The organism is Burkholderia sp. BCC0506 (assembly GCF_902833145.1).
Lineage (GTDB): Bacteria > Pseudomonadota > Gammaproteobacteria > Burkholderiales > Burkholderiaceae > Burkholderia.
This window is the reverse complement of the sequence record NZ_CADFEN010000012.1, coordinates 18,490-43,048: the sequence shown is the minus strand read 5'-3', so window position 1 is coordinate 43,048 and position 24,559 is coordinate 18,490. Positions and strand designations below refer to the sequence as shown.

25 protein-coding genes are annotated in these 24,559 nt (G+C 67.0%); 23 read left to right on the top strand and 2 right to left on the bottom strand.

The window, feature by feature from the left end; all coding sequences use genetic code 11:
- Window positions 1-2: 2 nt before the first annotated feature.
- On the bottom strand, window positions 3-929 hold the full coding sequence (locus HWX62_RS25235) for a LysR family transcriptional regulator (protein ID WP_175930994.1): 927 nt from the start codon (window positions 927-929) through the stop codon (window positions 3-5).
- Between the two features lie 141 nt (window positions 930-1,070).
- Here HWX62_RS25235 and HWX62_RS25230 point away from each other — a divergent pair, with 141 nt between their 5' ends.
- The 18 genes from HWX62_RS25230 to HWX62_RS25145 all read left to right on the top strand — a co-directional run bounded on the left by HWX62_RS25230 (window position 1,071) and on the right by HWX62_RS25145 (window position 18,343).
- A complete protein-coding gene (locus HWX62_RS25230) occupies window positions 1,071-1,544 on the top strand; it encodes a CidA/LrgA family protein (RefSeq protein ID WP_089466280.1) in 474 nt (157 codons plus the stop codon).
- Between the two features lie 13 nt (window positions 1,545-1,557).
- Window positions 1,558-2,280: an LrgB family protein gene (locus tag HWX62_RS25225; protein WP_175930995.1), complete on the top strand. Its 723-nt coding sequence runs from the start codon at window positions 1,558-1,560 to the stop codon at window positions 2,278-2,280.
- A 244-nt stretch (window positions 2,281-2,524) separates the two neighbouring features.
- A complete protein-coding gene (fliL, locus tag HWX62_RS25220; protein ID WP_175930996.1) occupies window positions 2,525-3,025 on the top strand; it encodes a flagellar basal body-associated protein FliL in 501 nt (166 codons plus the stop codon).
- 22 nt (window positions 3,026-3,047) lie between these two features.
- Window positions 3,048-4,046 carry a flagellar motor switch protein FliM gene (gene fliM, locus HWX62_RS25215; RefSeq protein ID WP_175930997.1) on the top strand — a complete coding sequence of 333 codons (999 nt, stop codon included), beginning with the start codon at window positions 3,048-3,050 and terminating at the stop codon, window positions 4,044-4,046.
- Window positions 4,039-4,533 carry a flagellar motor switch protein FliN gene (gene fliN / locus HWX62_RS25210; RefSeq protein ID WP_175930998.1) on the top strand — a complete coding sequence of 165 codons (495 nt, stop codon included), beginning with the start codon at window positions 4,039-4,041 and terminating at the stop codon, window positions 4,531-4,533. Before fliM ends, fliN begins: the two co-directional genes overlap by 8 nt.
- Window positions 4,530-5,108 carry a flagellar biosynthetic protein FliO gene (gene fliO / locus HWX62_RS25205; RefSeq protein WP_175930999.1) on the top strand — a complete coding sequence of 193 codons (579 nt, stop codon included), beginning with the start codon at window positions 4,530-4,532 and terminating at the stop codon, window positions 5,106-5,108. Before fliN ends, fliO begins: the two co-directional genes overlap by 4 nt.
- Window positions 5,109-5,144: 36 nt before the next feature.
- Complete coding sequence (gene fliP / locus HWX62_RS25200; RefSeq protein WP_175931000.1) at window positions 5,145-5,906, top strand: flagellar type III secretion system pore protein FliP; 762 nt, start codon at window positions 5,145-5,147, stop codon at window positions 5,904-5,906.
- A 17-nt stretch (window positions 5,907-5,923) separates the two neighbouring features.
- Window positions 5,924-6,196 carry a flagellar biosynthesis protein FliQ gene (gene fliQ / locus HWX62_RS25195; RefSeq protein ID WP_006401718.1) on the top strand — a complete coding sequence of 91 codons (273 nt, stop codon included), beginning with the start codon at window positions 5,924-5,926 and terminating at the stop codon, window positions 6,194-6,196.
- A gap of 29 nt (window positions 6,197-6,225) precedes the next feature.
- A complete protein-coding gene (gene fliR / locus HWX62_RS25190; RefSeq protein WP_175931001.1) occupies window positions 6,226-7,008 on the top strand; it encodes a flagellar biosynthetic protein FliR in 783 nt (260 codons plus the stop codon).
- A gap of 223 nt (window positions 7,009-7,231) precedes the next feature.
- Complete coding sequence (locus HWX62_RS25185) at window positions 7,232-8,593, top strand: TolC family outer membrane protein (RefSeq protein WP_175931002.1); 1,362 nt, start codon at window positions 7,232-7,234, stop codon at window positions 8,591-8,593.
- A 22-nt stretch (window positions 8,594-8,615) separates the two neighbouring features.
- On the top strand, window positions 8,616-9,875 hold the full coding sequence (locus HWX62_RS25180; protein WP_175931003.1) for an HlyD family efflux transporter periplasmic adaptor subunit: 1,260 nt from the start codon (window positions 8,616-8,618) through the stop codon (window positions 9,873-9,875).
- 67 nt (window positions 9,876-9,942) lie between these two features.
- Entirely contained in the window at window positions 9,943-12,084 is a 2,142-nt protein-coding gene (locus HWX62_RS25175; protein ID WP_244136093.1) for a peptidase domain-containing ABC transporter, read from the top strand.
- A gap of 97 nt (window positions 12,085-12,181) precedes the next feature.
- The gene (locus HWX62_RS25170; protein WP_175931005.1) at window positions 12,182-12,496 is read left to right on the top strand and encodes a hypothetical protein; all 315 of its coding nucleotides are present in this window, start codon (window positions 12,182-12,184) and stop codon (window positions 12,494-12,496) included.
- A gap of 112 nt (window positions 12,497-12,608) precedes the next feature.
- The gene (locus tag HWX62_RS25165) at window positions 12,609-12,854 is read left to right on the top strand and encodes a hypothetical protein (protein ID WP_175931006.1); all 246 of its coding nucleotides are present in this window, start codon (window positions 12,609-12,611) and stop codon (window positions 12,852-12,854) included.
- Window positions 12,855-13,077: 223 nt separating this feature from the next.
- Window positions 13,078-13,620, top strand: a complete 543-nt coding sequence (locus tag HWX62_RS25160; protein ID WP_175931007.1) for a fimbrial protein — start codon at window positions 13,078-13,080, stop codon at window positions 13,618-13,620.
- A gap of 176 nt (window positions 13,621-13,796) precedes the next feature.
- Window positions 13,797-14,546 (top strand): fimbria/pilus periplasmic chaperone, encoded by a 750-nt coding sequence (locus HWX62_RS25155; RefSeq protein WP_279610479.1) that lies wholly within the window; start codon window positions 13,797-13,799, stop codon window positions 14,544-14,546.
- 68 nt (window positions 14,547-14,614) lie between these two features.
- Window positions 14,615-17,287, top strand: coding sequence for a fimbria/pilus outer membrane usher protein (locus tag HWX62_RS25150; RefSeq protein ID WP_175931009.1), 2,673 nt, complete (start codon window positions 14,615-14,617; stop codon window positions 17,285-17,287).
- A gap of 24 nt (window positions 17,288-17,311) precedes the next feature.
- Window positions 17,312-18,343 carry a fimbrial protein gene (locus HWX62_RS25145; protein ID WP_175931010.1) on the top strand — a complete coding sequence of 344 codons (1,032 nt, stop codon included), beginning with the start codon at window positions 17,312-17,314 and terminating at the stop codon, window positions 18,341-18,343.
- 14 nt (window positions 18,344-18,357) lie between these two features.
- Here HWX62_RS25145 and HWX62_RS25140 read toward each other — a convergent pair whose 3' ends face one another.
- On the bottom strand, window positions 18,358-19,002 hold the full coding sequence (locus HWX62_RS25140; RefSeq protein ID WP_175931011.1) for a response regulator transcription factor: 645 nt from the start codon (window positions 19,000-19,002) through the stop codon (window positions 18,358-18,360).
- Window positions 19,003-19,405: 403 nt separating this feature from the next.
- Here HWX62_RS25140 and HWX62_RS25135 point away from each other — a divergent pair, with 403 nt between their 5' ends.
- From HWX62_RS25135 to HWX62_RS25115, 5 genes are all read left to right on the top strand, one after another.
- On the top strand, window positions 19,406-20,410 hold the full coding sequence (locus HWX62_RS25135) for an ABC transporter substrate-binding protein (RefSeq protein WP_175931012.1): 1,005 nt from the start codon (window positions 19,406-19,408) through the stop codon (window positions 20,408-20,410).
- A gap of 121 nt (window positions 20,411-20,531) precedes the next feature.
- On the top strand, window positions 20,532-21,329 hold the full coding sequence (locus HWX62_RS25130; protein ID WP_175931013.1) for an ABC transporter ATP-binding protein: 798 nt from the start codon (window positions 20,532-20,534) through the stop codon (window positions 21,327-21,329).
- A 59-nt stretch (window positions 21,330-21,388) separates the two neighbouring features.
- The gene (locus HWX62_RS25125; protein ID WP_175931014.1) at window positions 21,389-22,246 is read left to right on the top strand and encodes an ABC transporter permease; all 858 of its coding nucleotides are present in this window, start codon (window positions 21,389-21,391) and stop codon (window positions 22,244-22,246) included.
- 87 nt (window positions 22,247-22,333) lie between these two features.
- The gene (locus HWX62_RS25120; protein WP_175931015.1) at window positions 22,334-23,701 is read left to right on the top strand and encodes a sensor histidine kinase; all 1,368 of its coding nucleotides are present in this window, start codon (window positions 22,334-22,336) and stop codon (window positions 23,699-23,701) included.
- A gap of 15 nt (window positions 23,702-23,716) precedes the next feature.
- Window positions 23,717-24,394, top strand: coding sequence for a response regulator (locus tag HWX62_RS25115; protein WP_006491276.1), 678 nt, complete (start codon window positions 23,717-23,719; stop codon window positions 24,392-24,394).
- The last annotated feature ends 165 nt before the right edge of the window (window positions 24,395-24,559 follow it).

The following is a 24,559-nucleotide window of genomic DNA, read 5'->3' as shown; positions in this document are numbered from 1 at the left end:
CCTCAGTCCCGCGCCCGCAATCCCCCGAACGCCAGATCGTCGGCCGGCGCGAGCGGCAGCGTCGCCCGAGCGACGTCGAGCCACGCCCGCGCCGCGTGCGACAGGTAGCCCTTCTTCAGCCAGCCGAGCGCGATCGCCCATGTGATTTCCGGCTCGACGATCGGCCGGCACGTGAACTGTCTCGCATCGAGCCGCCGGCAATACGGCTCGGGCAGCAGCGCGATGCCGACGCCCGCATGCACGAGCGCGGCCATGAAATCCCAGTGGCCGCTGCGGCTCACGATCGACGGCGTGAAGCCGGCCTGCCGGCACGCATCGAGCACCGCGTCGTGCAGCGCAAGGCTTTCCGCGTAGAACACGAACGATTCGCGCGCGAGATCCGCGAGCGGCACGGCCGTGTGGTCCTCCCAGCGCGACTCGCGCGGCGCGACGAGCCATAGCGGCGCGCGCACCATCGGCAGCCGCTCGAACGTGCCGGGATCGACCGGCTCGAGCAGCCCGCCGAGCTCGAGCTCGCCCGACGTGAGCGCGGCCTCGATCATCCGCGCGCCCTGCTCGAACAGCTTCAGCTCGATGTTCGGGTAGCGCTGCTTGTATGCGGCGATGATCGGCGTGAACAGCGAGCCGCCGAGCGGCGGGATGCCGATCGTCAGCTCGCCGCGGCCGAGCGTGCCGAGATCGTTCAGCTCCGACTGCAGCTGCGCCTGCGCGGCGAGCACGTCCTGGCCACGCTGGAACACGATCCGCCCGGCGTCGGTCAGCACCATCTGCCGGCCGTCGCGCAGCAGCAGCGGCGAACCGATCTCGTCCTCCAGCGCCTTCACCATCTTGCTGATGGTCGGCTGCGTGACGAACAGCTTGTCGGCCGCCGCGGTGAAGCTCTGCTGGCGAACCACCTCGACGAAGTACCGCAGCGCGCGCAATTCCATCGATTACTCCCCAGATTGGTGCAACTGAATGCAAGCGAATTCCGAATTGGAATGATAAGGATAGAGACAAGTCATTTTATTTATGGTTAGGGGAAACCCTATACTGACGTCATTGACAGAAACGTCCGTAGGGAGCCCGCCATGAACAAGCCGACCGCCACCGCTGCCGCCCGCCCCGCCGCTTCGGGCAGCCTCGCGCACACGGGCCGGATCGTGCTGCAGGCCGCCGCGCTCGGCGTGCTGTGGATGGCGGTCGACTGGGCCGTGCGCAAGGTCGGGCTGCCGATCCCGTCCGGCGTGATCGGCCTCGCGGTGCTCCTCGTGCTGCTGTTCTCGGGCCGCGTCGCGCCGGCGTGGGTGAAGGACGGCGCGAACTGGCTGCTGTCCGACATGTTGCTGTTCTTCGTGCCGGCCGCCGTCGCGGCCGTGCAGTACGGCGGGCTGTTCCGCGAGGACGGCTGGCGCATCGCGCTGGTGATGCTCGCCGGCACCGCGTTCGTGATGGTCGCGGTGGCCGTCGCGGTCGATCTCGCCGCGAAACTCGAACGCCGGCTCGCCGTGCAGCGCGTGTTCGCCGAGCGCCGCCGCGCGCGCCTGAGCGCCGTCGCTCACTGAGCCGGAGTCTGCGATGCTCGCCGCGCTATCGAACCTGCCCGCCGATCGCGTGAATACCGCGATCTCCGTCGGCTGCTTCGTGCTGACGATCGTGCTGTATTTCGCGTCGAAGCGGCTCTACGCGTACAGGAAGACGCTGCTGTTCTCGCCGCTCGTGTTCGTGCCGGGCGTGCTGGTGCTGCTCGTGCTGCTGACCGGCATCCCGTATTCGGTCTATTTCCGCGACACGCGCTGGCTGATGTGGCTGCTCGGCCCGGCGACGATCGCGTTCGCGGTGCCGATCTACGACTATCGTGACCTGATCCGCCGCCACTGGCTGTCGCTGTCGGTCGGCGTCGCGGTCGGGATTGCCGCGGGCGTATGCGGATCGCTGCTGCTCGCGAAGCTGCTGCACCTGTCGCCCGAGCTGCAGCGCTCGCTGATGACGCGCTCGGTGTCGACGCCGTTCGCGCTCGCCGTGTCGGACAAGATCCACGCGCCGAAGGATCTCACGGCCCTCTTCGTGATCGCGACCGGCATCTGCGGGATGCTGCTCGGCGAGCTCGTGCTCGCGCTCGTGCCGATGCGCACGCGGCTCGCGCGCGGCGCGCTGTTCGGCGCGGCCGCCCATGGCGTAGGCACCGCGAAGGCGCGCGAGATCGGCAGCGAGGAAGGCGTCGTGTCGAGCCTGACGATGATGATCGCGGGCGTCGCGATGGTGCTGATCGCGCCGCTGCTCACGCTGCTGCCGATCTGACGACGGATGCGCGGGCAAGCGCCGCTGGCCGCCCTGCCGCGCTCCTTGCCTGACGGCCCGGTTCCCGCCGGCCGCACGCCGCTCCGTCCCGCGTGATCGTTTCCCCGCCGTGCGTGCCCTGCATCGCGCCGACAGCCGGCCGACAATCGGCTGAGATAGCCGCAATTCCCCCCTCTTTTCCGCCCATCGGCCGCGGCCCGGATGCCGAACAATGCATGCTACGAGACATCACGCACGCATTCACATGGCCACGACTGCAACCCCGACCGCCGACAAGCCGGCTTCGTCCGGCAAGTTCAAGCGCATCGCGCTCATCGCCGTCATCGCGCTGGGCGCGGCTGCCGCCGCCGCCGGCGGCATGTACGTGTTCCTGAGCAAGGCAGGCGTCGGCCATGCGAGCGCGCCCGCCGAGGCGGCGCCGCTTGCCGCGCCGGTGTTCTTCCCGCTCGACCCGCTGACCGTGAACCTGCAGTCCGACGACGGCGCGCAGCACTACCTGCGCGTCGGCCTGTCGCTGAAGCTCACCGACCCGAAGGCGCAGGAGCAACTGACCGCGCGGATGCCGGAAATCCGCAGCCGGATCCTGCTCGCGCTGTCGAACAAGCATCCCGAGGAGCTCGCGTCGCCGGACGGCAAACGTTCGCTCGCGACGGAGTTGCGGGAGCTGATCGAGCAGCCGACGCAGCCGGGTAACCAGCGCGCGAAGGTCGACGAAGTGCTGTTCACCGAATTCGTCGTCCAGTAACGCGGCCGCGAAAGGAGCGCGTATGGGTCACCAGGAGTTCATGTCCCAGGAGGAGGTCGATGCCCTCCTCAAGGGCGTCACGGGCGAAACCGATGCGGTCGACGAGCAGCGCGACACGTCGGGCATCCGCCCCTACAACATCGCGACGCAGGAGCGGATCGTCCGCGGCCGGATGCCCGGCCTCGAGATCATCAACGACCGCTTCGCGCGCCTGTTGCGGATCGGCATCTTCAACTTCATGCGGCGCACGGCGGAAATCTCCGTGAGCCAGGTGAAGGTGCAGAAGTACAGCGAATTCACCCGCAACCTGCCGATCCCGACCAACCTGAACCTGGTGCACGTGAAGCCGCTGCGCGGCACGTCGCTGTTCGTGTTCGACCCGAACCTCGTGTTCTTCGTCGTCGACAACCTGTTCGGCGGCGACGGGCGCTTCCACACGCGCGTCGAGGGCCGCGACTTCACGGCCACCGAGCAGCGGATCATCGGCAAGCTGCTGAACCTCGTGTTCGAGCACTACACGGCCGCATGGAAGAGCGTGCGGCCGCTGCAGTTCGAATTCGTGCGCTCGGAGATGCACACGCAGTTCGCGAACGTCGCGACGCCGAACGAGATCGTGATCGTCACGCAGTTCTCGATCGAGTTCGGGCCGACGGGCGGCACGCTGCACATCTGCATGCCGTACTCGATGATCGAGCCGATCCGCGACGTGCTGAGCTCGCCGATCCAGGGCGAGGCGCTCGAAGTCGACCGCCGCTGGGTGCGCGTGCTGTCGCAGCAGGTGCAGGCCGCCGAGGTCGAGCTGACCGCGAATCTCGCCGAGATCCCGTCGACGTTCGAGCAGATCCTGAACCTGCGCGCGGGCGACGTGCTGCCGCTGGAGATCGAGGACACGATCACCGCGAAGGTCGACGGCGTGCCGGTGATGGAATGCGGCTACGGAATTTTCAATGGTCAATATGCGTTGCGCGTGCAGAAGATGATCGGCGCGAGCGATTCGATGAAGGAAGGTGGATATGAGTGAGCTGAACCAGACGCCCGACGACGACATGCAGGCGATGGCCGACGCGGCACTCGCGGAATCGGCCGCGGCCGCGCAGGCGGCACCCGCTGCCGCCGTCGAGGAAGATCCGGGCATGGACGACTGGGCGGCCGCGCTCGCCGAGCAGAACCAGCAGCCGGTGCAGCCGGGTGCGACGGGCGCCGGCGTGTTCCAGCCGCTGTCGAAGGCGGCGGCGAGCTCGACGCACAACGACATCGAGATGATCCTCGACATCCCGGTCAAGATGACCGTGGAGCTCGGCCGCACGAAGATCGCGATCCGCAACCTGCTGCAGCTCGCGCAGGGGTCGGTCGTCGAGCTCGACGGCATGGCCGGCGAGCCGATGGACGTGCTCGTGAACGGCTGCCTGATCGCGCAGGGCGAAGTCGTGGTCGTCAACGACAAGTTCGGCATCCGCCTGACCGACATCATCACGCCGGCCGAACGCATCCGGAAGCTGAATCGGTGAAGGTTCTGCAGCCAGGCCATCGCGCGTGCCGTGCGATTGCGGCGGCGGCGCTCGCCGCTGCCGCGTCGCTCGCGTGCGCGCCGGCCGGTGCCGCCGACATGAACGCGGTGAACCACCCCGGTACGATCGCGTCGAGCGTGACGGTCGGCTCGGCCGCGCCGTCGCTCGGCATCGGCGCGGTGCTGCAGACGCTCGTCGGGCTCGCCGTCGTGATCGGCCTCGTGTTCGCGTGCGCATGGCTCGCGCGCCGCTTCGGCTTCCAGCCCGCGCGGCGCGGCGGCCCGCTGAAGGTCGTGTCGAGCGTCGGGCTCGGCGCGAAGGAAAGCGCGACGATCGTCGAGATCGGCGACACCTGGCTCGTGCTCGGCGTCGCGCCGGGCAACGTGCGCCTGCTGCATACGCTGCCGGCCGGTTCGGCGGCGGCCGCCACCGCAGCGGCGGGTCCGGCCGCGCCCGACGCATCCGCCGGCGGTGCTTCGTCCGACACCGCGCTGCCCGGCACATTCGGCGCGCGGTTTCGCGACGCGCTCGCCGGCGAAGCCGCGAAGCGCCTCGGTCGCGGCAAGGACCGCTGACATGGCGCCGCGTCCTCTTTCCGTCTCCGCATTCCGATGAAACACGCCTTCCTGCGTCGCGCGGCGCGCGTCGCGCCCGTGCTGATCCTCTGTCTCGCTCCGGCGCTCGCGTATGCGCAGGCGAACGGCCTGCCCGCGTTCAACGCGAGCCCGGGCCCGCACGGCGGCACCACCTATTCGCTGAGCGTGCAGACGATGCTGCTGCTCACGATGCTGTCGTTCCTGCCGGCGATGCTGCTGATGATGACGAGCTTCACGCGCATCATCATCGTGCTGTCGCTGCTGCGCCAGGCGCTCGGCACCGCGACGACGCCGCCGAACCAAGTGCTCGTCGGCCTCGCGATGTTCCTCACCTTCTTCGTGATGTCGCCGGTGCTCGACCGCGCGTACAACGACGGCTACAAGCCGTTCTCCGACGGTTCGATGCCGATGGAGCAGGCCGTGCAGCGCGGCGTCGCGCCGTTCAAGGCCTTCATGCTGAAGCAGACCCGCGAGACCGATCTCGCGCTGTTCGCGAAGATCTCGAAGGCCGCGCCGATGCAGGGCCCGGAGGACGTGCCGCTGTCGCTGCTGGTGCCCGCGTTCGTCACGAGCGAGCTGAAGACCGGCTTCCAGATCGGCTTCACCGTCTTCATCCCGTTCCTGATCATCGACATGGTCGTCGCGAGCGTGCTGATGTCGATGGGGATGATGATGGTGTCGCCATCCACCGTGTCGCTGCCGTTCAAGCTGATGCTGTTCGTGCTGGTCGACGGCTGGCAGCTGCTGATCGGCTCGCTCGCGCAGAGCTTCAGTTAAGCGGAGGAACACGCGCGATGACGCCCGAACAAGTGATGACGCTGGCGCACCAGGCGATGATGGTCGGCCTGCTGCTCGCGGCCCCGCTGCTGCTGGTCGCGCTCGCGGTCGGCCTCGTCGTGAGCCTGTTCCAGGCCGCGACGCAGATCAACGAAGCGACGCTGTCGTTCATCCCGAAGCTGCTCGCGGTCGCCGCGACGCTCGTGATCGCCGGCCCGTGGATGCTGACGACGATGCTCGACTACCTGCGGCAGACGCTGCTGCACGTCGCGACGCTCGGCGCCGGCTGAGCCGCGCGCCCGGCCCCCCTTCCCCCGCGATGTTCTCGGTCACCTACGCGCAGCTCAACGGCTGGCTCACGGCGTTTCTGTGGCCGTTCGTGCGGATGCTCGCGCTCGTCGCGACGGCGCCCGTCGTCGGCCACGCGGCGGTGCCGGTGCGCGCGAAGATCGGCCTGGCCGCGTTCATGGCGCTGGTCGTCGCGCCGACGCTCGGCGCGATGCCGGACGTCACCGTGTTCTCCGCACCAGGAATCTGGATCCTCGTCACGCAATTCCTGATCGGCGTCGCGATGGGCTTCACGATGCAGATCGTGTTCGCGGCCGTGGAAGCGGCCGGCGACTTCATCGGGCTGTCGATGGGCCTCGGCTTCGCGACCTTCTTCGATCCGCACACGAGCGGCGCGACGCCCGTGATGGGCCGGTTCCTGAACGCGGTCGCGATGCTCGCGTTCCTCGCGATGGACGGCCACCTGCAGGTGTTCGCGGCGCTCGCCGCGTCGTTCCAGTCGCTGCCGGTGTCGGGCGAACTGCTGCACGCGCCCGGCTGGCGCACGCTCGCCGCGTTCGGCGCGACCGTGGTCGAGATGGGGCTGCTGCTCGCGCTGCCGGTGGTCGCGGCGCTCCTGATCGCGAACCTCGCGCTCGGCATCCTGAACCGCGCGGCGCCGCAGATCGGCGTGTTCCAGGTCGGCTTTCCGGTGACGATGCTGGTCGGCCTGTTGCTCGTGCAACTGATGATCCCGAACCTCGTGCCGTTCGTGTCGCACCTGTTCGACATGGGGCTCGATGCGATGGGGCGGGTCGCGGCCGGCTGGCGCTGACGTCCGTCCTGCTTTTCCACGCGAGCGACAGAAATAATCAAAACAGTTCTGAAAAAATCTGGCGATCCGCTGGGAAATATCTAAACAAATCTAAAGATTTGCCGGGTCAAATCTGGACGAACGGCGATATTGAGCCGTTGTGCGCTGCTGAATAATCGACACATTCATTAACGATTAGCAGCTCACGCACGTGCCGCATGGCGGCTACCGTGCGGCCACGCCCATGATCTCATTACGACCTCTCAGGCTGATTATTGCCCTTGGCTGGCTCGCCGCCGTGCCGGCGCACGCGGCCGACTTGCTCGACGCGGTCAACGCGGCGTGGGGCTTCGACGCCGGCATCTCCGCGGCGCGCCACGCGCAACTCGCGGGCCGCGAGAAGCGTTGGCAGGGGCTCGCCGGCCTGCTGCCGCGCGCCCAGATCGATGGCGACTACACCAGACAGGATCAGCCCAGCGCGCCGTATGCGGCCGCCGTGCGTCGCCACAGCGCGACCGCGAGCATCACGCAGCCGCTGTTCGACGTCACCCGGATCGCCGATTTCAAGCGCGGCGGCGCGCTCGCCGAACAGGCGGACGCCGAGTACGAAAAAGCCCGGCAAACCCTCGTCACGGAAGTCTCCGACGCGTATTTCAGCGTGCTGTTCGCACACGAAGCGCTGCAGGCCGCCGAGGCCGCCGAGCAGGCATTCCAGAAACAGCTCGACCAGGCTCAGGCCGCGCTGCGGATCGGCGACGGCACCCGCACCGACGTCGACGAGGCGCAGGCGAATCTCGACGACGCGCTCGCTCGCAAGATCTCCGCGCAGAACGATCTCGAAATCGCACGCGGCACGTTCCGCCGCCTGACCGGCCTGCCCGGCAACGATCTCGCGCCGATTGCCTGGCAGTGCGTGCCGCTGGCCGCGCCGCTGGGGTTGCAGGCCGCGATGGACGAAGCCGCGAGCCAGAACCCCGACGTGCGGATCGCCGAGAAGCTGCTCGACCAGAGCAAGGCCGACATCGTCGGCGCGCGGGGGGCGAGCCTGCCCGTCGTCAACCTTCAGGCGAGCTACGGCACGAACTGGAGCCGCGGCTCGAACGAGAACGGCCTGGACGAGATATTCGGCACGACCTCGAAGACGCGCTCGTCGACGATCGGCGTCACGGTCACGATTCCGCTGTTCGCGGGCGGCCGCAACCTGTCGACGGCGCGCGAAGCGTACCGGCGCCGCGACCAGTCCCTCGACGCGCTCGAGGATGCGCGCCGCAAGGCCCGCGAGCGCGCGCGCTCCGCCTATCTCGGCATCACCAACGGCGTTGCGCTGATGCGCGCGCAGGAACGCGCGCTCGCATCGGCGGACAGCAAGGTGAAGTCGACGCGTCTGGGGCGCGAGGTCGGGCTGCGCACGCGGATCGACGAGCTCAATGCGCAGCAACGCTATTTCGAGGCGATCCGGGATCTGGCCGACGCGCGCTACGGCTTTCTGCGCGCGCGGCTGCAGTTGTCCGCCGCGCTCGGCACGCTCGGCGATGCAGACCTGGCCGGCATCGCATGCCATCCGTCCGTCCGCCCGGCGCTCGATCGCGCCGCGTCGTCCATTTAATCCGTTTTTTCGGTAGCGGTTCATGACTGATTCACTGTTTCGGCAGGAAGCGCTCGACGCGACCAAGCACAAGCTGATGGGTACCGTCAGCCTCTATTCGCCTCCGTGGCGCTGGCTGATGATCGGCATCGCGACCGCGCTGACGCTGTCGATTGTCGTGTTTCTCGTGTTCGGCACGTATACGAAACGCGAGCGCGTCGAGGGCCAGCTGCTGCCCGCGAAGGGGCTGCTGTCGGTGGCGCCGCCGCTGATGGGCACCGTGATCGACTTGCGGGTGCGCGAGGGTCAGGCGATCGCGGCCGGCGACGAGCTGATGGCGGTGTCGGCCGAAGTGGCGACCCAGCTCGGCGGCACCCGCGAGATGGTCGGCCAGCAGCTGAAGTTCCAGCGCTCGCGGCTCGAGACCGATCTCGCGAGCCAGGCGCAACTGAGCGGCGAGGCAAAGCGCGGCCTGCTGGCGCGCGCGGCAGCGCTCGACGACCAGCTTGCACAGATCGCGCTGCAAAAGAACCAGCGGACGCGGCAGGTCGAACTCGCGGAGCGTCAGCTCGACAAGCTGCGGTCGATGCGCGAGCAAGGCTATGCGTCGAACACGCAGGTCGAACAGCAGGAAGGCGTGCTGCTCGATGCCCGCTCGATGCTGCAGGATCTCGCGCGCCAGCGGCTCGACGTCACGCAGCAGCTCGGCCAGGTTCGCCAGCAGCTTCGCGAACTGCCGCTCAACACGCGCAATCAGCAGAACGACATCGAGCGCAAGCTCGCCGAGGTCGACCAGTCGCTCGCGGAGAACGAGGCGCGCCGCGCGGTGATTCTGCGCGCGCCGCGGGCAAGCGTCGTCGCGGCGCTGCTCGCGAAGCCCGGGCAGATCGTCAACGCCGGTCAGTCGGTCGTGTCGCTGCTGCCTCAGGGCGCGCAACTGGAAGCGCAACTGATGGTGCCGAGCCGGGCGATCGGCTTCGTGCGGCCCGGCGCGCGTGTCGTGCTGCGCTACGAGGCCTACCCGTTCCAGAAATTCGGCCAGCAGTTCGGGCGTGTGACCGAGGTGTCGCGCACCGCGCTGTCGCCGCAGGAGGTCGCGAACCTCACCGGCCGCAACAACGTACAGGAACAGCTTTACCGCGTGGTCGTCACGCTCGACCGTCAGGACATCGATGCATACGGCAAGCGCGAGCAATTGCGCCCGGGCATGGCGCTGGAGGCCGACGTGCTGATCGACAAGCGCCGGCTGATCGAGTGGGTGCTCGAGCCGCTGTACGCGCTCGGCCGACGGGCTTCCTCCTGATGTCGGGCAATGCCCTGGCCATGCACATAGACGTATTCGTTACGGAGCGGATTGAACGATGAAATGGATGGATGCCCTGCAGTTCGGCTGGCGCCGCCGCCTGCCGAACATGCTGCAGACCCAGGCGGCCGAATGCGGGCTCGCCTGCGTCGGGATGGTCGCAAGCTATTTTGGCCACGACATCGACCTGGTCAGCCTGCGCCGCCGCTTTCCGCCGTCGCTGAAGGGCGCGACGCTCGGCGACGTGATGCTGATGGCGCATCGGCTCGGCCTCGTGTCGCGTGCGCTGCGCCTCGAACTGGACGAACTGGGCAAGCTGCGCCGCCCGTGCATCCTGCATTGGGACATGAACCACTTCGTGGTGCTCAAGTCGGTGTCGCGCGGCAAGATCACGATCCACGATCCGGCGCGCGGCGTCCGCGAGGTCCCGCTCGACGAGGTCTCGGATCACTTCACCGGGGTCGCGCTGGAGTTGATGCCGTCGCCGTCGTTCGCGCGTGCCCAGGCACGCGAGTCGATCTCGATGACGAAACTGATCGGCAGCGTGACCGGCATTCGCGCGACGCTGGCGCAGGTGCTGCTGCTGTCGGCGGCGCTGGAGGTGTTCGGCATCGTCACGCCGTTCTACATGCAGTGGGTGATGGACCAGGTGCTGGTGTCGGCCGACGCCGACCTGCTCACCCTGCTCGGCATCGGCTTCCTGCTCGTCGTGTTGTTCCAGAACGCGGTGTCGGCGCTGCGCTCGTGGGTGGTCACGTGGTTCTCGAGCCTGCTCGGCGTGCAGTGGACGGCGAACGTCTGCGCGCATCTGTTCAAGCTGCCGATGACGTATTTCGAGCAGCGCCACATCGGCGACGTGGTGTCGCGGTTCGGCGCGATCGGCACGATCCAGAGCACGCTGACCACGCAGTTCGTCGGCGCGCTGCTCGACGGCGTGATGGCGATCGTCACGCTCGCGATGCTGTTCATCTACAGCCCGACGCTGACGTGGCTCGTGCTCGGATTGTTCGCCACGTACGGGGTGATCCGCTGGGTCGCGTACCGTCCGTTCCGGCAGGCGAACGAGGAACAGATCGTCTACGACGCCCGCGCGCAGTCGAACCTGCTCGAATCGATCCGTGGCGTGCAGGCGATCAAGCTCGCGAACAAGCAGGAAGCGCGCGTCGCGACCTACGCGAACGCGGTCGTCGAGACCACCAACAAGAGCGTCGCGATCCAGCGCCTGTCGATCGGCTTCTCGACGCTGCAGGGTGTGATTTCCGGCGCGGGCCGCGTGGTGCTGGTCTGGCTCGCCGCCAAGCAGGTGCTCGACGGGCAGTTCTCGTCGGGGATGCTGGTCGCGTTCGTCAGCTTCGCCGACCAGTTCATGGCGCGCGGCGCGGGCCTGATCGGCACGATCATCGATTTCCGCATGCTGCGCCTGCATGGCGAGCGCCTTGCCGACATCGTGCTGACCGACGCCGAGGCCGACATGGAGGCGAAGGTCACCCGCGATGCGGCGTCCGCGAGCCGCGATGCGGCGCCCGCAATCGAGGTGTCGGGCGTGAGCTTCCGTTACGCGGAAACCGAGCCGTGGGTGCTCGAACACTGCTCGTTCTCGGTCGCGCCGGGCGAATCGGTCGCGCTGGTCGGACCGTCTGGCCAGGGCAAGACGACGATGGCAAAGCTGCTGCTCGGCCTGCTGACGCCGGAACAGGGCAGCGTGATGGTCGACGGCGTCGACATCCGCAAGCTCGGGCTGCATCAGTATCGCGAGCTGATCGGCTGCGTGATGCAGGACGACATCCTGTTCGCCGGCTCGATCGCGGACAACATCTGCTTCTTCGATCCGCAGCCGGACCAGGCGCGCATCGAAGAGGCCGCGCGGCTCGCGCAGATCCACGACGACATCGTCGCGATGCCGATGGGATACCAGAGCCTCGTCGGCGATATGGGCTCGTCGCTGTCGGGCGGCCAGTGTCAGCGCGTGCTGCTCGCGCGTGCGTTCTACCGCAAGCCGGCGATCCTGGTGCTCGACGAGGCGACGAGCCATCTCGACGTCGAGCGCGAGCGGCTCATCAACGATGCGGTACGGGCGATGAACATCACGCGGATCATCATCGCGCACCGGCCGGAAACCATTCGCAGTGCGGATCGCGTGATTCGGCTCGCGCACGGCAGCGCGCAGGAACTGGACACCGACGAATTGTTTGCTGCGCAACCGGCATAGTGCCGCGCCGCAGTGTCGTTTTCGCCGTTCATGACGGCAGCGGCCGTTACCGATCCGGCCTTTAAAGATCGGACACGCTACTTCAAGGAGAACTTAAATGCGTGAATTGACCATGATGGAAATCAACGAAGTGAATGGTGGCAGCGTCTTCAGCCGCGTCGGCGCCATGACGCTGGGTGGGATGACCGGCCTCATCTCGGGTATCGCCAAGGGAGCGGTGGTGGGCGGCGCGCAGGGCGGCCTGCTCGGCGTCGGCCTGATCTCCGGCTGTGCCGGCATGATCATCGGCGGCGTGCTCGGCGTGGTTTCCGGCGTCACCTATGGCGCGATCAACGAGGAGAAAACGGTGACCAAGCGCTTCAACGACCTGATGGACAACGTCTTCGACTGGCTGGCGCCGACCCCGAAATAACCACCGAACCGTTTCGGCCCCGGCTTTCGCCAGGCCGGACGACATCCGGAGCCCCGCGGCGCGCAACGCCGAGCGGCGGGGCCTGTTTCCGACTCAATCGAATGAGTGAACCATGCGTGAACTGAAGCACACCGAGCATGCGGCCGTCCCGGGCGGCCTGACGACCAGTGACGTGAATGACTGGATCTCGAACATCCTCCGTCCGAAGCCCAAGGAACCCTACGTCAAGCCGAACCCGAGCGAAAGCGCGAACCCGGACGCGGTGAATACGTTGGGCAAGGTCGTCGTCGCAGTGGCGATGACGACCCTCGCCGTGGCTGCGACGCTGTTCCGGGCCGGCTCGACGCGGTTCTTCTGACAGTAGTGGAACATCCGGTCGGACGCACTCAATCAATCCGATTCGTAGTCCTATCTGGATGCGCGGATCTGATTCGACGTAAAAGATCCGTTCACGCAGATATGCAGATCGTTTCTGGACGAATTGCGATTGTGCGTGGCGTCGTCGACCGGATAGATTTATCTGGCCGCGTCAATCAAACGCCGGCAATGACTTTTTAGAGACTCTTTAAGGAAACCGAAACATGAGCAAGCAACTTACCCTGGCGTCGATCGCGACTGCAGTCATGGCCTTCGCACCGCTGGCCGCGCACGCCTATGACGGCACCGTGACCTTCTCGGGCGCGCTGACCGGCGCATCGTGCGAAATCAAGGTCAACGGCGCCAACAACAACGGCACGGTCCAGCTGCCGACCGTAGGCGCAGGCCAACTGGCCGCGAAGGGCAAGACGTCGGGCGCGACGAACTTCAAGATCCAGCTGAGCAAGTGCCAGAACGCAGGCCAGACGGTTCGCGCATTCTTCGAAGCCGGCCCGAACGTCGACAACACGGACGGCACGCTGATCAACCGTGCGGCATCCAACGCGGCGAAGAACGTTGCGGTGCAGCTGCTCGACACGCAAGGCAACCCGCTGAAGGCCGGTGACGATGGCCAGCGCGCCGTCGCCCCTGTCGCCCTCAAGGACGGTGCGGCGGATCTGATCTATAGCGCACAGTACATCGCGCAAGACAAGACGGAAGCCGGTAGCGTGAGCACGTCGGTCACGTACTCGATCGACTATCTGTAAGCCCTAGCGCACAGCGGGCGGGCTGCACGGCATCGCCGCCGATGCGGCACGATGCCGTGCAGGTCCGCCGGTCGACGTATTGCCTGATCGACGTCGACGGCGCACTGCGGGAAACGCCGCTTGCCAGCGTTTCCCGCCCATTGAGTTCACGCACCATGTTCCCAATTTTCTCGTTCATTTCGCGCCGCGCCGCGGTATGTGCCTGTGTCGCGCTCGCATGTTTTGCGCAACAGGCGGCAGCAAGCGTCATTATTTCCGGCACCCGCGTGATCTATCCGGCGGGCGATCGTGAAATCACCGTCAAGATGGACAACACCGGCACGCGGCCGGCGCTCGTGCAGGCATGGATCGACGACGGCGATCTCAAGTCGCGGCCAGGCACCGTGAAGGTTCCGTTCGTGCTGATGCCGCCCGTGTTCCGCATCGATCCCTCCAAGGGGCAGACGGTGAGAATCGTCTACACCGGCGATCCGCTCCCGCAGGACAAGGAATCGGTGTTCTGGCTGAACGTGCTCGACATTCCGCCGAAAGTCGAGGAATCGGCGTCGACGACTGCGCTGCAGCTCGCGTTCCGCTCGCGGATCAAGCTGTTTTTCCGGCCGGCCGGTCTCGATGGCGATGGCGCGGTCGCCGCGTCGAAAGGCATCCAGTGGTCGGTCGTGCCAGACGGCGGCGGCAAGGGCCACGTGCTGCGCGCGACGAATCCTTCGCCGTTCAACGTCACCGTGCTGAGCGCGCGGGTCGACCATGACGGCCGCACGTTCACCGCGAAGGACGGCGCAATGATCGCACCCGGCGCATCGCAAACATTCATACCCGACGCCCCGCTGCCCGATCTGCCGGCCGGCACGAAGCTCGGCTACTCGACGATCAACGACTTCGGCTCCGAGGCGAAGTGGGACGCGGCGATCACGCCCGCGCCCTGACCCGGGGCGCCCCGCCGTTGTCGCGTGCGGCCGCCAATACGTTCACATCGACTCTCAGGAACACAACCATGGAACACGCACATCGCGCGGCGAAGCCGTGCGCGAGCCCGCCTGCGCCTGTTCTGCGCCGCTCGTGCGCGATGGTGCTGCTCGCCTGTTCTGCGATGCCGCTCGGCGCCGCGGCAAACACGCTTGCGCCCGTTGACGACCGACAGCCCCGGCTCGGCGAACGAACCACCAGGCAGGACACGCCTCCCACGGGCGTGCAGTTCAATCCGGACTTCGTGCTGTCCGAGCCGGGCAGCGAACTCGATCTTTCGCGCTACGAACAAGGCAATCCGGTCTGGCCCGGCCAGTATCGCGCCGACGTCTACCTGAACGGCACGCTGCTCGGCCGCGACGACGTGACGGTGCGCGAAGTGAGCAGCGGCGTCACGAAGGTCTGCGCCAGCCGCCGGCTGCTGGACAAGTTCAACCTGGACCTCGGCCGGATTCCGGCCGAGCAGCTCGCGACGCTCGACGAGGCCGGCACGTGCGTGTCGCTGGAAGAGCTGGTGCCGGGCACGTCGCTGTCGCTGGATGCCTCGGCTGCCCGCGTCGACGTGCAGATTCCGCAGGCACTGCTGCGCCGCACGGCGCGGGGCTACGTCGACCCGTCGATGTGGGACCACGGCGTGACGGCCGGGATCCTCGGCTACAACGCGAACGTCTACCGCAACGTGTCGCACGGTGCCGGCTCGAACTCCGCGTATATCGGCGTGAATGCGGGCCTGAATGTCGGCGGCTGGTACTTCCGGCACGACGGCGCACTGAACTGGCAACAGCGCGAGGGCCAGCACTACGGCGCCATCAACACCTACTTGCAGCGCGACCTGACCGCCATCAACGCGCGGGTCCGGGTCGGCGACGCGAATACGTCGGGCGAGGTGTTCGACACGTTCGCGTTCCGCGGCGTGCAGATCGCGACCGACGACCGGATGTGGCCTGACTCCCAGCGCGGCTACGCGCCCGTCGTGCGCGGCATCGCGAACTCGAACGCGCGCGTGACGGTGCGCCAGAACAGCGCCATCATCTACGACACGACGGTACCGCCCGGCTCGTTCGTGATCGACGACCTGTACCCGACCGGCTACGGCGGCGATCTCGACGTCACCGTCACCGAGGCGGACGGCAGCGAGCACCGCTTCAAGGTGCCGTACGCGGCGGTCCCGCAGTCGCTGCGGCCCGGCCGGAGCCGGTTCAGCTTCGTCGCCGGCACGGTGCGCGACCAGAGCCTGTCGCACACGCCGCGCATCGTGCAGGCGACTTATACACGCGGCATCAACAACCTGCTGACGCTGTACGGCGGCGTGCTCGCGAACGAGAACTATCAGAACGTGCTGCTGGGCGGCGCGTTCAACCTGCCGATCGGTGCACTGGCCATCGACATGTCGGGCGCGTTCACGTCGAAGTTCGGTCAGAAGATGAACGGGACGAGCGTGCGCGTCACGTACAGCAAGACGATCGAGGCGACGAACAGCAACCTGTCGGTCGCCGCGTACCGCTTCTCGTCGTCCGGCTACCTCGATCTGAACAACGCGATGGCGTTCGTCGACAACACGCAGCGCAACCTGACGGGCGCCGCCGCGGTGCCGGCATCGCGTGCGCGCAATCGCGTGTCGGTCACGGCGAGCCAGCGGTTCGGCGAGCGTGGCGGCCAGCTGTACGTGAGCGGTTACACGCAGAACTACTGGTCGCGTAGCGGCACCGACACGCAATTCCAGGTCGGCTACAGCAACCGTTATCGCATGTTCGACTACAGCGTTTCGGCGAACCGCTCGCGCACGCTCTCCGGCGACGCCGACACGCAATACATGCTGACCGTGTCGATGCCGCTCGGGCCGAAGGAGCGCGCGCCGCGGATGAGCGTCAACCTCGCGCGGGACAACACGAGCGGCTTCACGTCGATGGCGACTGCGACGGGCCTGATCGGCGCCGGCAGCGAGGGCAGCTATTCCGTGTCCGCCGCGCGCAACGCCGGCCCGACCTACGCGGGTAACGTGGCCGCCCAGTACCGGACGCCCTACACGGCGGTTCAGGGCGCGTTTGGCAAGGGGAGCGGCTATGGATCGGCATCGTTCGGCATGAGCGGTGCGATCGTCGCGCATCCTGGCGGTGTGACGGCGACCCCGTATGCATCCGACACGATGGCGATCGTCGCGGCGCCGCGCGCACACGGCGCGACGGTGACGGGCTACGGCGGCGTCCGGCTCGATCCGCGCGGCTACGCGGTCGTGCCGTACCTGAGCCCCTATCGCCTGAACCAGATCGAAATCGATCCGCGGGGTCTGCCTGCCGACGTCGAGCTGCAGTCGACGAGCCAGCAGGTCGCGCCGCGCCACGGCGCCGTCGTGATGCTGCGCTATCCGACCGTGACGGGGCGCGCCGTGCTGATCCAGACGCAGGCGTCGGACGGCACGGAGCTGCCGCTGGGGGCGCCCGTGTTCGACGGCAACGGCAACAACGTCGGGATGGTGTCGCAGGGCGGGCAGATCTACGCGCGCCTGTCGGTGCCACGCGACCGGCTGACCGTGAAATGGGGGCATGCCGATGCGTGGCAATGTTCGATCAAGGTCGCTTTGCCTTCGCTCGACGAGCGCTCGGCGCCCACGAACATCGAGCGCGTCGACTCGCCGTGTGAAATCGAGGCGAAGCCCGCCGGCGTCGCCGGCAAACGCACGAAACAGCAGCCGTCCGCTTGACGAAGGACCGCAGGAGAAATTTCGATGAAACGCAACACGATGAAAATGAAGCGGGGCCGAAGCGGGTGCGGCCCGACGCTGCTGCGAACGGCCGCGGCCGCACTGCTGCTCGGGTCGGCCGGCATCGGCGCTGCGCAAGCCGCCGCGCTCGCGAAGTGCGAGGCCATAACCAGCGCGAAATTGGCCACGCTGCCCGAAAATCTGAAGATCGCGTGGGACGCGCCGGTCAACACGGTGCTGTGGAAGCAGAGCGGGATCCAGATTTCCGCGAGGTGCTGGCAGGTGCTGCCCATGTCGGGCGAGATGGAGGCGATGTTCTACCGCTACAGGGACGATCCGAAGCTCATCGCCAACGGAATCGCGATGTACATTACCTACAATGGCAATCGCGGCCACGGAGACGCGGCGATTCCGACGGGCACGATGATCCCGCGGACGGGTGACGTGAAGGTGACGGCGACGGTCGACGTCGAGCTGGTGAAAATCGGTGCGACGCCGTCCACGCCGACCGATCTCCCGATGAGGACGGTGCTGGCCGGGATGATCTCCGCGCCGAACGAACAGTCCGATAGCGCGCGCTACATGTTGTACGGCTTCGAGAACGTGTCGTTCCAGAAGACGACCTGCGGGACGACAACCCCTTCGCTCCAGGTCGAGCTCGGCACGCACGTGCTCCGCAAAGCGGGCGGGATTGGCTCCGGGATCGGCTCGACGTCGCCGTCGAAGGATTTCGCGATCGGGATTCAATGCGACTCCGGTGTAGCAGGCGACTTCGTCGTCAACATGATGCTCGAGGGCAATGCGCTCGACGCGGCGAACGGCGTGTTGGCGCTGTCGCCCGAGCGAAGCGCGACGGGCGTGGGAATTCAGTTGCTCAAGGGAGACGGGCAGCCAGTGCACCTCGGTACGCCGTGGAAGATCGCCGATTCCCCGTCGTCGCTGGGCAGGTCGTCGAACTTCTCGGTACCGCTGTCGGCCCGCTATTACCAGACCGACGCGACCGCCAAACCCGGCACCGCCAACGGCACGGCCACTTTCACGATCATCTACAAATAATGTGCGCCGCGGCGTCAGATCAGCCCGTTTTCGTACGCATAGCGGACCAGATTGATGTTCGCATCGGCCTGCAGCTTCTGCATCGCCGTGTACTTCTGCGTCGAAACGGTGCTGACCGAGCGGCCGAGTTGCTTCGCGATGCTGGCAAGCGAATGACCGGAAACGAACAGGCGCACGACGTCCAGCTCCTTCTGCGTCAGCTGGGGCTGCTCGCCGTGCGGCAGCCCGCCACCTTGCTCGACGATCGCGCGGATCGTCGGCGAGAAATAGCGGATGCCACCCGAGCAGAGGTGGCGGCACGCGCGGACCACCTCGTCGGCAGCGTCCTCCTTGCTGACGATGGCGCTCACGCCGAGCCTCGTCGCAGCCGCGAACACGGTCGGATTCGATTGAGCGGTAAACAGTATGCACCGGGCATCCGGCACGACGTCGCGCAGCTTGCGCAGCAACATGAATCCGTCGAGCGGCCTGTCCCCGCCGCGCATCGTAAAATCGCTGATGACGATGTCGGTCGGTGCTAGCGTCAGCGATTCGATGAGCATCGAACCGCTGGTGCTGCAATGCAAGACACGATAGGTGGGCGGCCAGTGCGGCAGGCTCCTGAGCCAATCCGCCACGATGGGATGGTCGTCTGCGATCGCGATGGTAATTGCAGTCATGAAGCAATCCCCGATAATGTTAAATAGATAAAAAGAAAATCGAGGTTATTTTTAAATAACTCCGCTAAAAGCAAGTATTAACATCTCAACGCTGCCATTCAATAGTACTGGTATTGCTCTTGGGTCATAAAAACTAGTACTGGTACGATTACTATGGTGTCTCGAATAGGACATTGATCTGTAAACGGGCGGGCACGGGCATCGCGTGTTGACCCGGATGGTCCAGTGGATGGCCGCGCGACGCGGCAAGCCGAAGATGCCGTTTACTCCGATCGGATTACTGGAAAACCCCTAAAGGAATCGCCGAACCGCGAAAGGTAGCGGAAGGTTTTGCCTCCCTATACTCGTCAGGACGATGCAGCAAGCATCGCGCCATACGAATACAACGAAGGAGACGATCCCGATGCGACCCATCCTGCGCACCCTCGCCGTTGCAGCCAGCCTGAGCTGCGCGCTCGCCGCTCACCCCGCCCTCGCCGACGACGGCGGCAAGATCACGATCATGGTCGGCGGGATCGCGAAGCTGATCTACCTGCCCGCGCGGCTCACGCAGGAGCTCGGCAACTTCAAGGCCGAAGGGCTCGACGTCGAGCTGCTGTCGCAGCCGGCCGGCGTCGACGCCGAGAACGAGCTGCTGGCGGGCGCCGTGCAGGGCGTCGTCGGCTTCTACGATCACACCATCGACCTGCAGAGCAAGGGCAAGGACGTAAAGGCGATCGCCGTGTTCGGCCAGGTGCCGGGCGAAGTCGAGATGGTGTCGACCAAGGCCGCGCCGACGTTCAAGTCGATGGCCGACGCGAAGGGCAAGACGCTCGGCGTGACGGGCCTCGGCTCGTCGACGAGCTTCCTCACGCAATACCTGGCGCTGCAGCACGGCGTGCCGTCGACGCAGTACACGATGCTGCCGGTCGGCGCCGACGCGAGCTTCATCGCCGCGATCAAGCAGGGCCGCATCGACGCCGGGATGACGACCGAGCCGACGGTGTCCGCGCTCGAGAAGATGGGCGACGCGAAGGTGCTGGTCGACCTGCGCACGCTGGAAGGCACGCGCGCGGCGCTCGGCGGCACCTACCCGGCCGCGAGCCTGTACGTGCAGTCGGCCTGGGCCGATGCGCACAAGGCCGAAGCGACCAAGCTCGCGCACGCCTTTGCGAAGACGATGCAGTTCATCCACACGCACAGCGCCGAGGAAATCGCCGCGAAGATGCCGGCCGACTACCAGAAGGACAAGGCGCTGTACGTGTCCGCGCTGAAGGCGTCGCTGCCGATGTACACGGCCGACGCGAAGATGCCGGCCGACGGCCCGGCGACCGTGCTGAAGGTGCTGTCGGCGTTCAACCCGTCGGTGAAGGGCAAGCACATCGACCTGGCGCGCACCTACACGAACGATTTCGTGAACGCGAAGTAATCGACCCTGGCAGCGACGCCGGCGGCGGCGATCCCGCCGCCGTGCGCGCCCCGTTCCGGCCCGGTTGACCGGCCCGGCGCCGCCACGCCGCGACGCCCTCCTCACCCGCAGGATCAATGCGATGAATCAGGCAGTTTCCCCGAGCACACCGGCGATCGAGTTTCGCAATGTGTCGTGCCGCTTCATTTCGCCGGAAGGCAAGGCCACCGTCGCGCTGCGCGACTTCAGCATGAGCGTCGCGCGCGGCGAATTCATCGCGATCGTCGGCCCGACCGGTTGCGGCAAGTCGACCACGCTGAACCTGATCACCGGGCTGCTCAAGCCCGCGTCGGGCGAGGTGCGCGTGATGGGCCGCCCGGTCGACGGGATCGACCCGCGCATCGGCTTCGTGTTCCAGGCCGACGCCGTGTTCCCGTGGCGCAACGTGATCGACAACGTCGCGGCCGGCCCGCTGTTTCGCGGCCGCTCGAAGGACGTCGCGTATGCGCAGGCCGAGGAATGGATCCGCAAGGTGGGCCTCGACAAGTTCACGAAGCACTACCCGCACCAGCTCTCGGGCGGCATGCGCAAGCGCGTCGCGCTCGCGCAGACCTTCATCAACCAGCCGGAAATCCTGCTGATGGACGAGCCGTTTTCGGCGCTCGACATGCAGACGCGCACGCTGATGCAGGACGAGCTGCTGCAGCTGTGGTCCGCGAACAAGGGCTCGGTCGTGTTCGTCACGCACGATCTCGAGGAAGCGATCGCGCTCGCCGACCGCGTGTTCGTGCTGACCGCCCGCCCCGCGACGCTCAAGCGCGTGTACGAGATCGACCTGCCGCGCCCGCGCGTCATGTCGGAAGTGCGCTACGACGCGCGCTTCATCGAAATTTCCAAGGACATCTGGCACGACCTGCGCGAAGAAGTGCAGATCGGCTGACGTACAGGCCGCACGGCACGCTGCGGCGAGCCATCGCAAGAAACAGCAAGGACAGGAGCATGACCGACATGACGCTTCCCCCCACCGCCATTCCGGCAACGTCGCTCGAGGACGAGTCGCGCGCCGCTCAAGCCCGGCTGCGTCGCCGCCGGCAACTGATCATCGGCCTGCGGATCGCCGTCCTCGTGATCGTGCTCGGCGGCTGGGAACTCGCCGCACGGCTGAAGTGGATCGATCCGTTCTTCTTCTCGCAGCCGACGCTGATCTTCGCGCAGATCCAGGACTGGTTCGTGAACGGCACGTCGCAGGGCCCGCTGCTCACGCAGGTCTGGGTCACGCTCGAGGAAACCACGATCGGCTTCCTGATCGGCTCGGTCGCCGGCGTGATCTGCGGGATCGTGCTCGGCCGCAACAAGCTGATGGCCGACGTGTTCGGCCTGTACATCCAGATCGCGAACTCGATTCCGCGCGTCGTGCTCGGCTCGGTGTTCGTGATCGCGCTCGGGCTCGGGATGGCGTCGAAGATCGCGCTGGCCGTCGTGATGGTGTTCTTCGTCGTGTTCGGCAACGCGTTCCAGGGCGTGCGCGAAGCCGACCGCTACCTGATCGCGAACGCGCAGATCCTCGGCGCGTCGCGCCGGCAGATCACCACGTCGGTCGTGATCCCGTCCGCGCTCTCCTGGATTCTCGCGAGCCTGCACGTGAGCTTCGGCTTCGCGCTGGTCGGTGCGGTGGTCGGCGAATTCCTGGGTTCCAAGCAGGGCATCGGCCTGTTAATCTCCACCGCCCAGGGCGCGTTCAACGCGAGCGGCGTGTTCGCGGCGATGATCGTGCTGGCCGTGGTCGCGCTGGCCGCCGACTACCTGCTGACGCGAATCGAGAAGCGGCTGCTGAAGTGGCGCCCCGCGGCGTTCTGAACGCCGCCCGCCGGCGCCTGACATGACACCCCGACCGCGCCGGCGACCCCGGCGCGGTTCGGCATTTCGGAGAAGGAGCGCAACAGGATGGCGCACAGCCTGCGCGGGCGGCTCTTGTGGTGGCTGCTGCTGCCGCTCGCGGTGTTCGTGCTGATCGCCGGCGCGATGTCGTACGACACCGCGCGGACCACGGCCGCGCTCGTGCAGGACAGCGCGCTCGTCGCGTCGGCGCGCACGATCGGCGAGGACGTCGAGTGGCGCAACGGGCGGCCGGCGGCCGACGTGCCGCCCGCCGCGCTGGAAATCTTCGAATCGCCGTCGGGCGACTCGGTGTTCTACAAGGTGATCGACGGCCACGACCGCCTGCTCGCCGGCAATCCGGCGCTCGAGCTGCCCGCGCGGCACGGCGTCGCGCCGACGCTATACGACACGTCGCTCGACGGCGTGCCGCTGCGCGCGGTGGCCTACGACCGCCAGCTGTACGACGAGGGGCAGGTCGAGACGGTCACGGTCGTCGTCGCGAAGACGACGCGTTCGTATGGCGCGATGGTCGCGACGATCTGGCGGCCGCAGCTCGTGCGCCTGTCGCTGATGCTGATGCTCGCGGTGGTGCTCGTCTATCTCGGCCTCACCTTCGAGCTGCGCCCGCTGATGAAGCTGAAGGACGACGTGGCCGACCGCGGGCCGATGGAACTGGAGCCGATCCGCCCGGAGCGGCTGCAGCACGAGCTGCGGCCGATCGTCGACGCGATCAACCAGTGCATCGCGCGCCTGAACACGCATACGGCCACGCAGCGCCGCTTCATCGCGGATGCCGCGCACCAGTTGCGCACGCCGATCGCGGTGCTCGACACGCAGATCCAGTACGCGCAGCAGCGCGGCAACGACGATCGTGAGCTCGCGTCGGTGCTCGACAGCATGCAGCGCAGCAGCCGCAAGATGGCCGACGTGACCGACAAGCTGCTGCTGCTCGCGCATGCGGAAGCGACGCCGTCGACGCTGCTGACTCATCGCGTCGACCTGGCCGCCGTGGTATCGAGCGTGCTGGAGGAGACGATCGTGCTCGCGCAGCGGCGCGACATCGATCTCGGCGCCGATCTCGGCGAACGGCTCGACGTCGCGGGCAGCGACAGCCTGCTCACCGCGCTGGTGATGAACCTCGTCGACAACGCGGTGCGCTACACGCAGCCGGGCGGCTGCGTGACGGTCGGTGGGCGGCGCGACGGCGACGCGATCGTGCTCGACGTGGTCGACGACGGCCCGGGCATCCCGGCCGAAGCGCGGCCGCACGTGTTCAAGCGGTTCTACCGCGTGTCGGCCGATACCGAAGGCTCGGGCCTCGGGCTCGCGATCGTGCGCGAGATCGCGCAGGCGCACGGCGGCAGCGTGTCGCTCGCGCCGGGGCCCGGCAATCGCGGTATCGTCGTGACCGTGCGACTGCCGGCCTTTGACTGAAGAGATGATGTCGTCATGAAACTCCTGCTCGTTGAAGACAACGCCGAACTCGCGCACTGGATCGTGAACCTGCTGCGCGGCGAGGACTTCGCGGTCGACTGCGTCGGCGACGGCGAGCGCGCGGACACGGTGCTCAAGACCGAACGCTACGACGCGGTGCTGCTCGACATGCGCCTGCCCGGCATCAGCGGCAAGGAAGTGCTCGCGCGGCTGCGGCGCCGCAACGACAACGTGCCGGTGCTGATGCTGACCGCGCACGGCTCGGTCGACGACAAGGTCGACTGCTTCGGCGCGGGCGCCGACGACTACGTCGTGAAGCCGTTCGAGTCGCGCGAGCTGGTGGCGCGCATCCGCGCGCTGATTCGCCGGCAGGCCGGCGTCGGCACGACGCAGCTCGTGTGCGGCGATCTCGTCTATGCGTTCGGCACGCGCGAATTCCGCTGCGGCGACGCGGTGCTCGCGCTGCGGCGCCGCGAGCACGCGATCCTCGAAACGCTGATGCTGCAGCAGAACAAGACGGTGTCGAAGGCGCGGCTGATGGACAGCGTGTTCGCGCTCGACGACGAGCCGAGCGCCGACGCGATCGACATCTACATCCACCGGCTGCGCAAGCATCTCGCCGGCAGCACGGCCGAGATCATCACGCTGCGCGGGCTCGGTTACATCCTGCGGATGAAGAGCGCGCACGATTGACGCGGCGCGCCGCGTGCCTCCTCCTGTCAATGCGTAGCACGAATCGATTGTTGTCGAAGCCTGCCGGGCATCCGGCAGGACCGTTTCCACCCGCCTGCCCGATCCGCGATGATTGCGCGTTCGGTGTTTTCACCGATCCGATTGTTTCCTCCGGGAAAGCGGCGT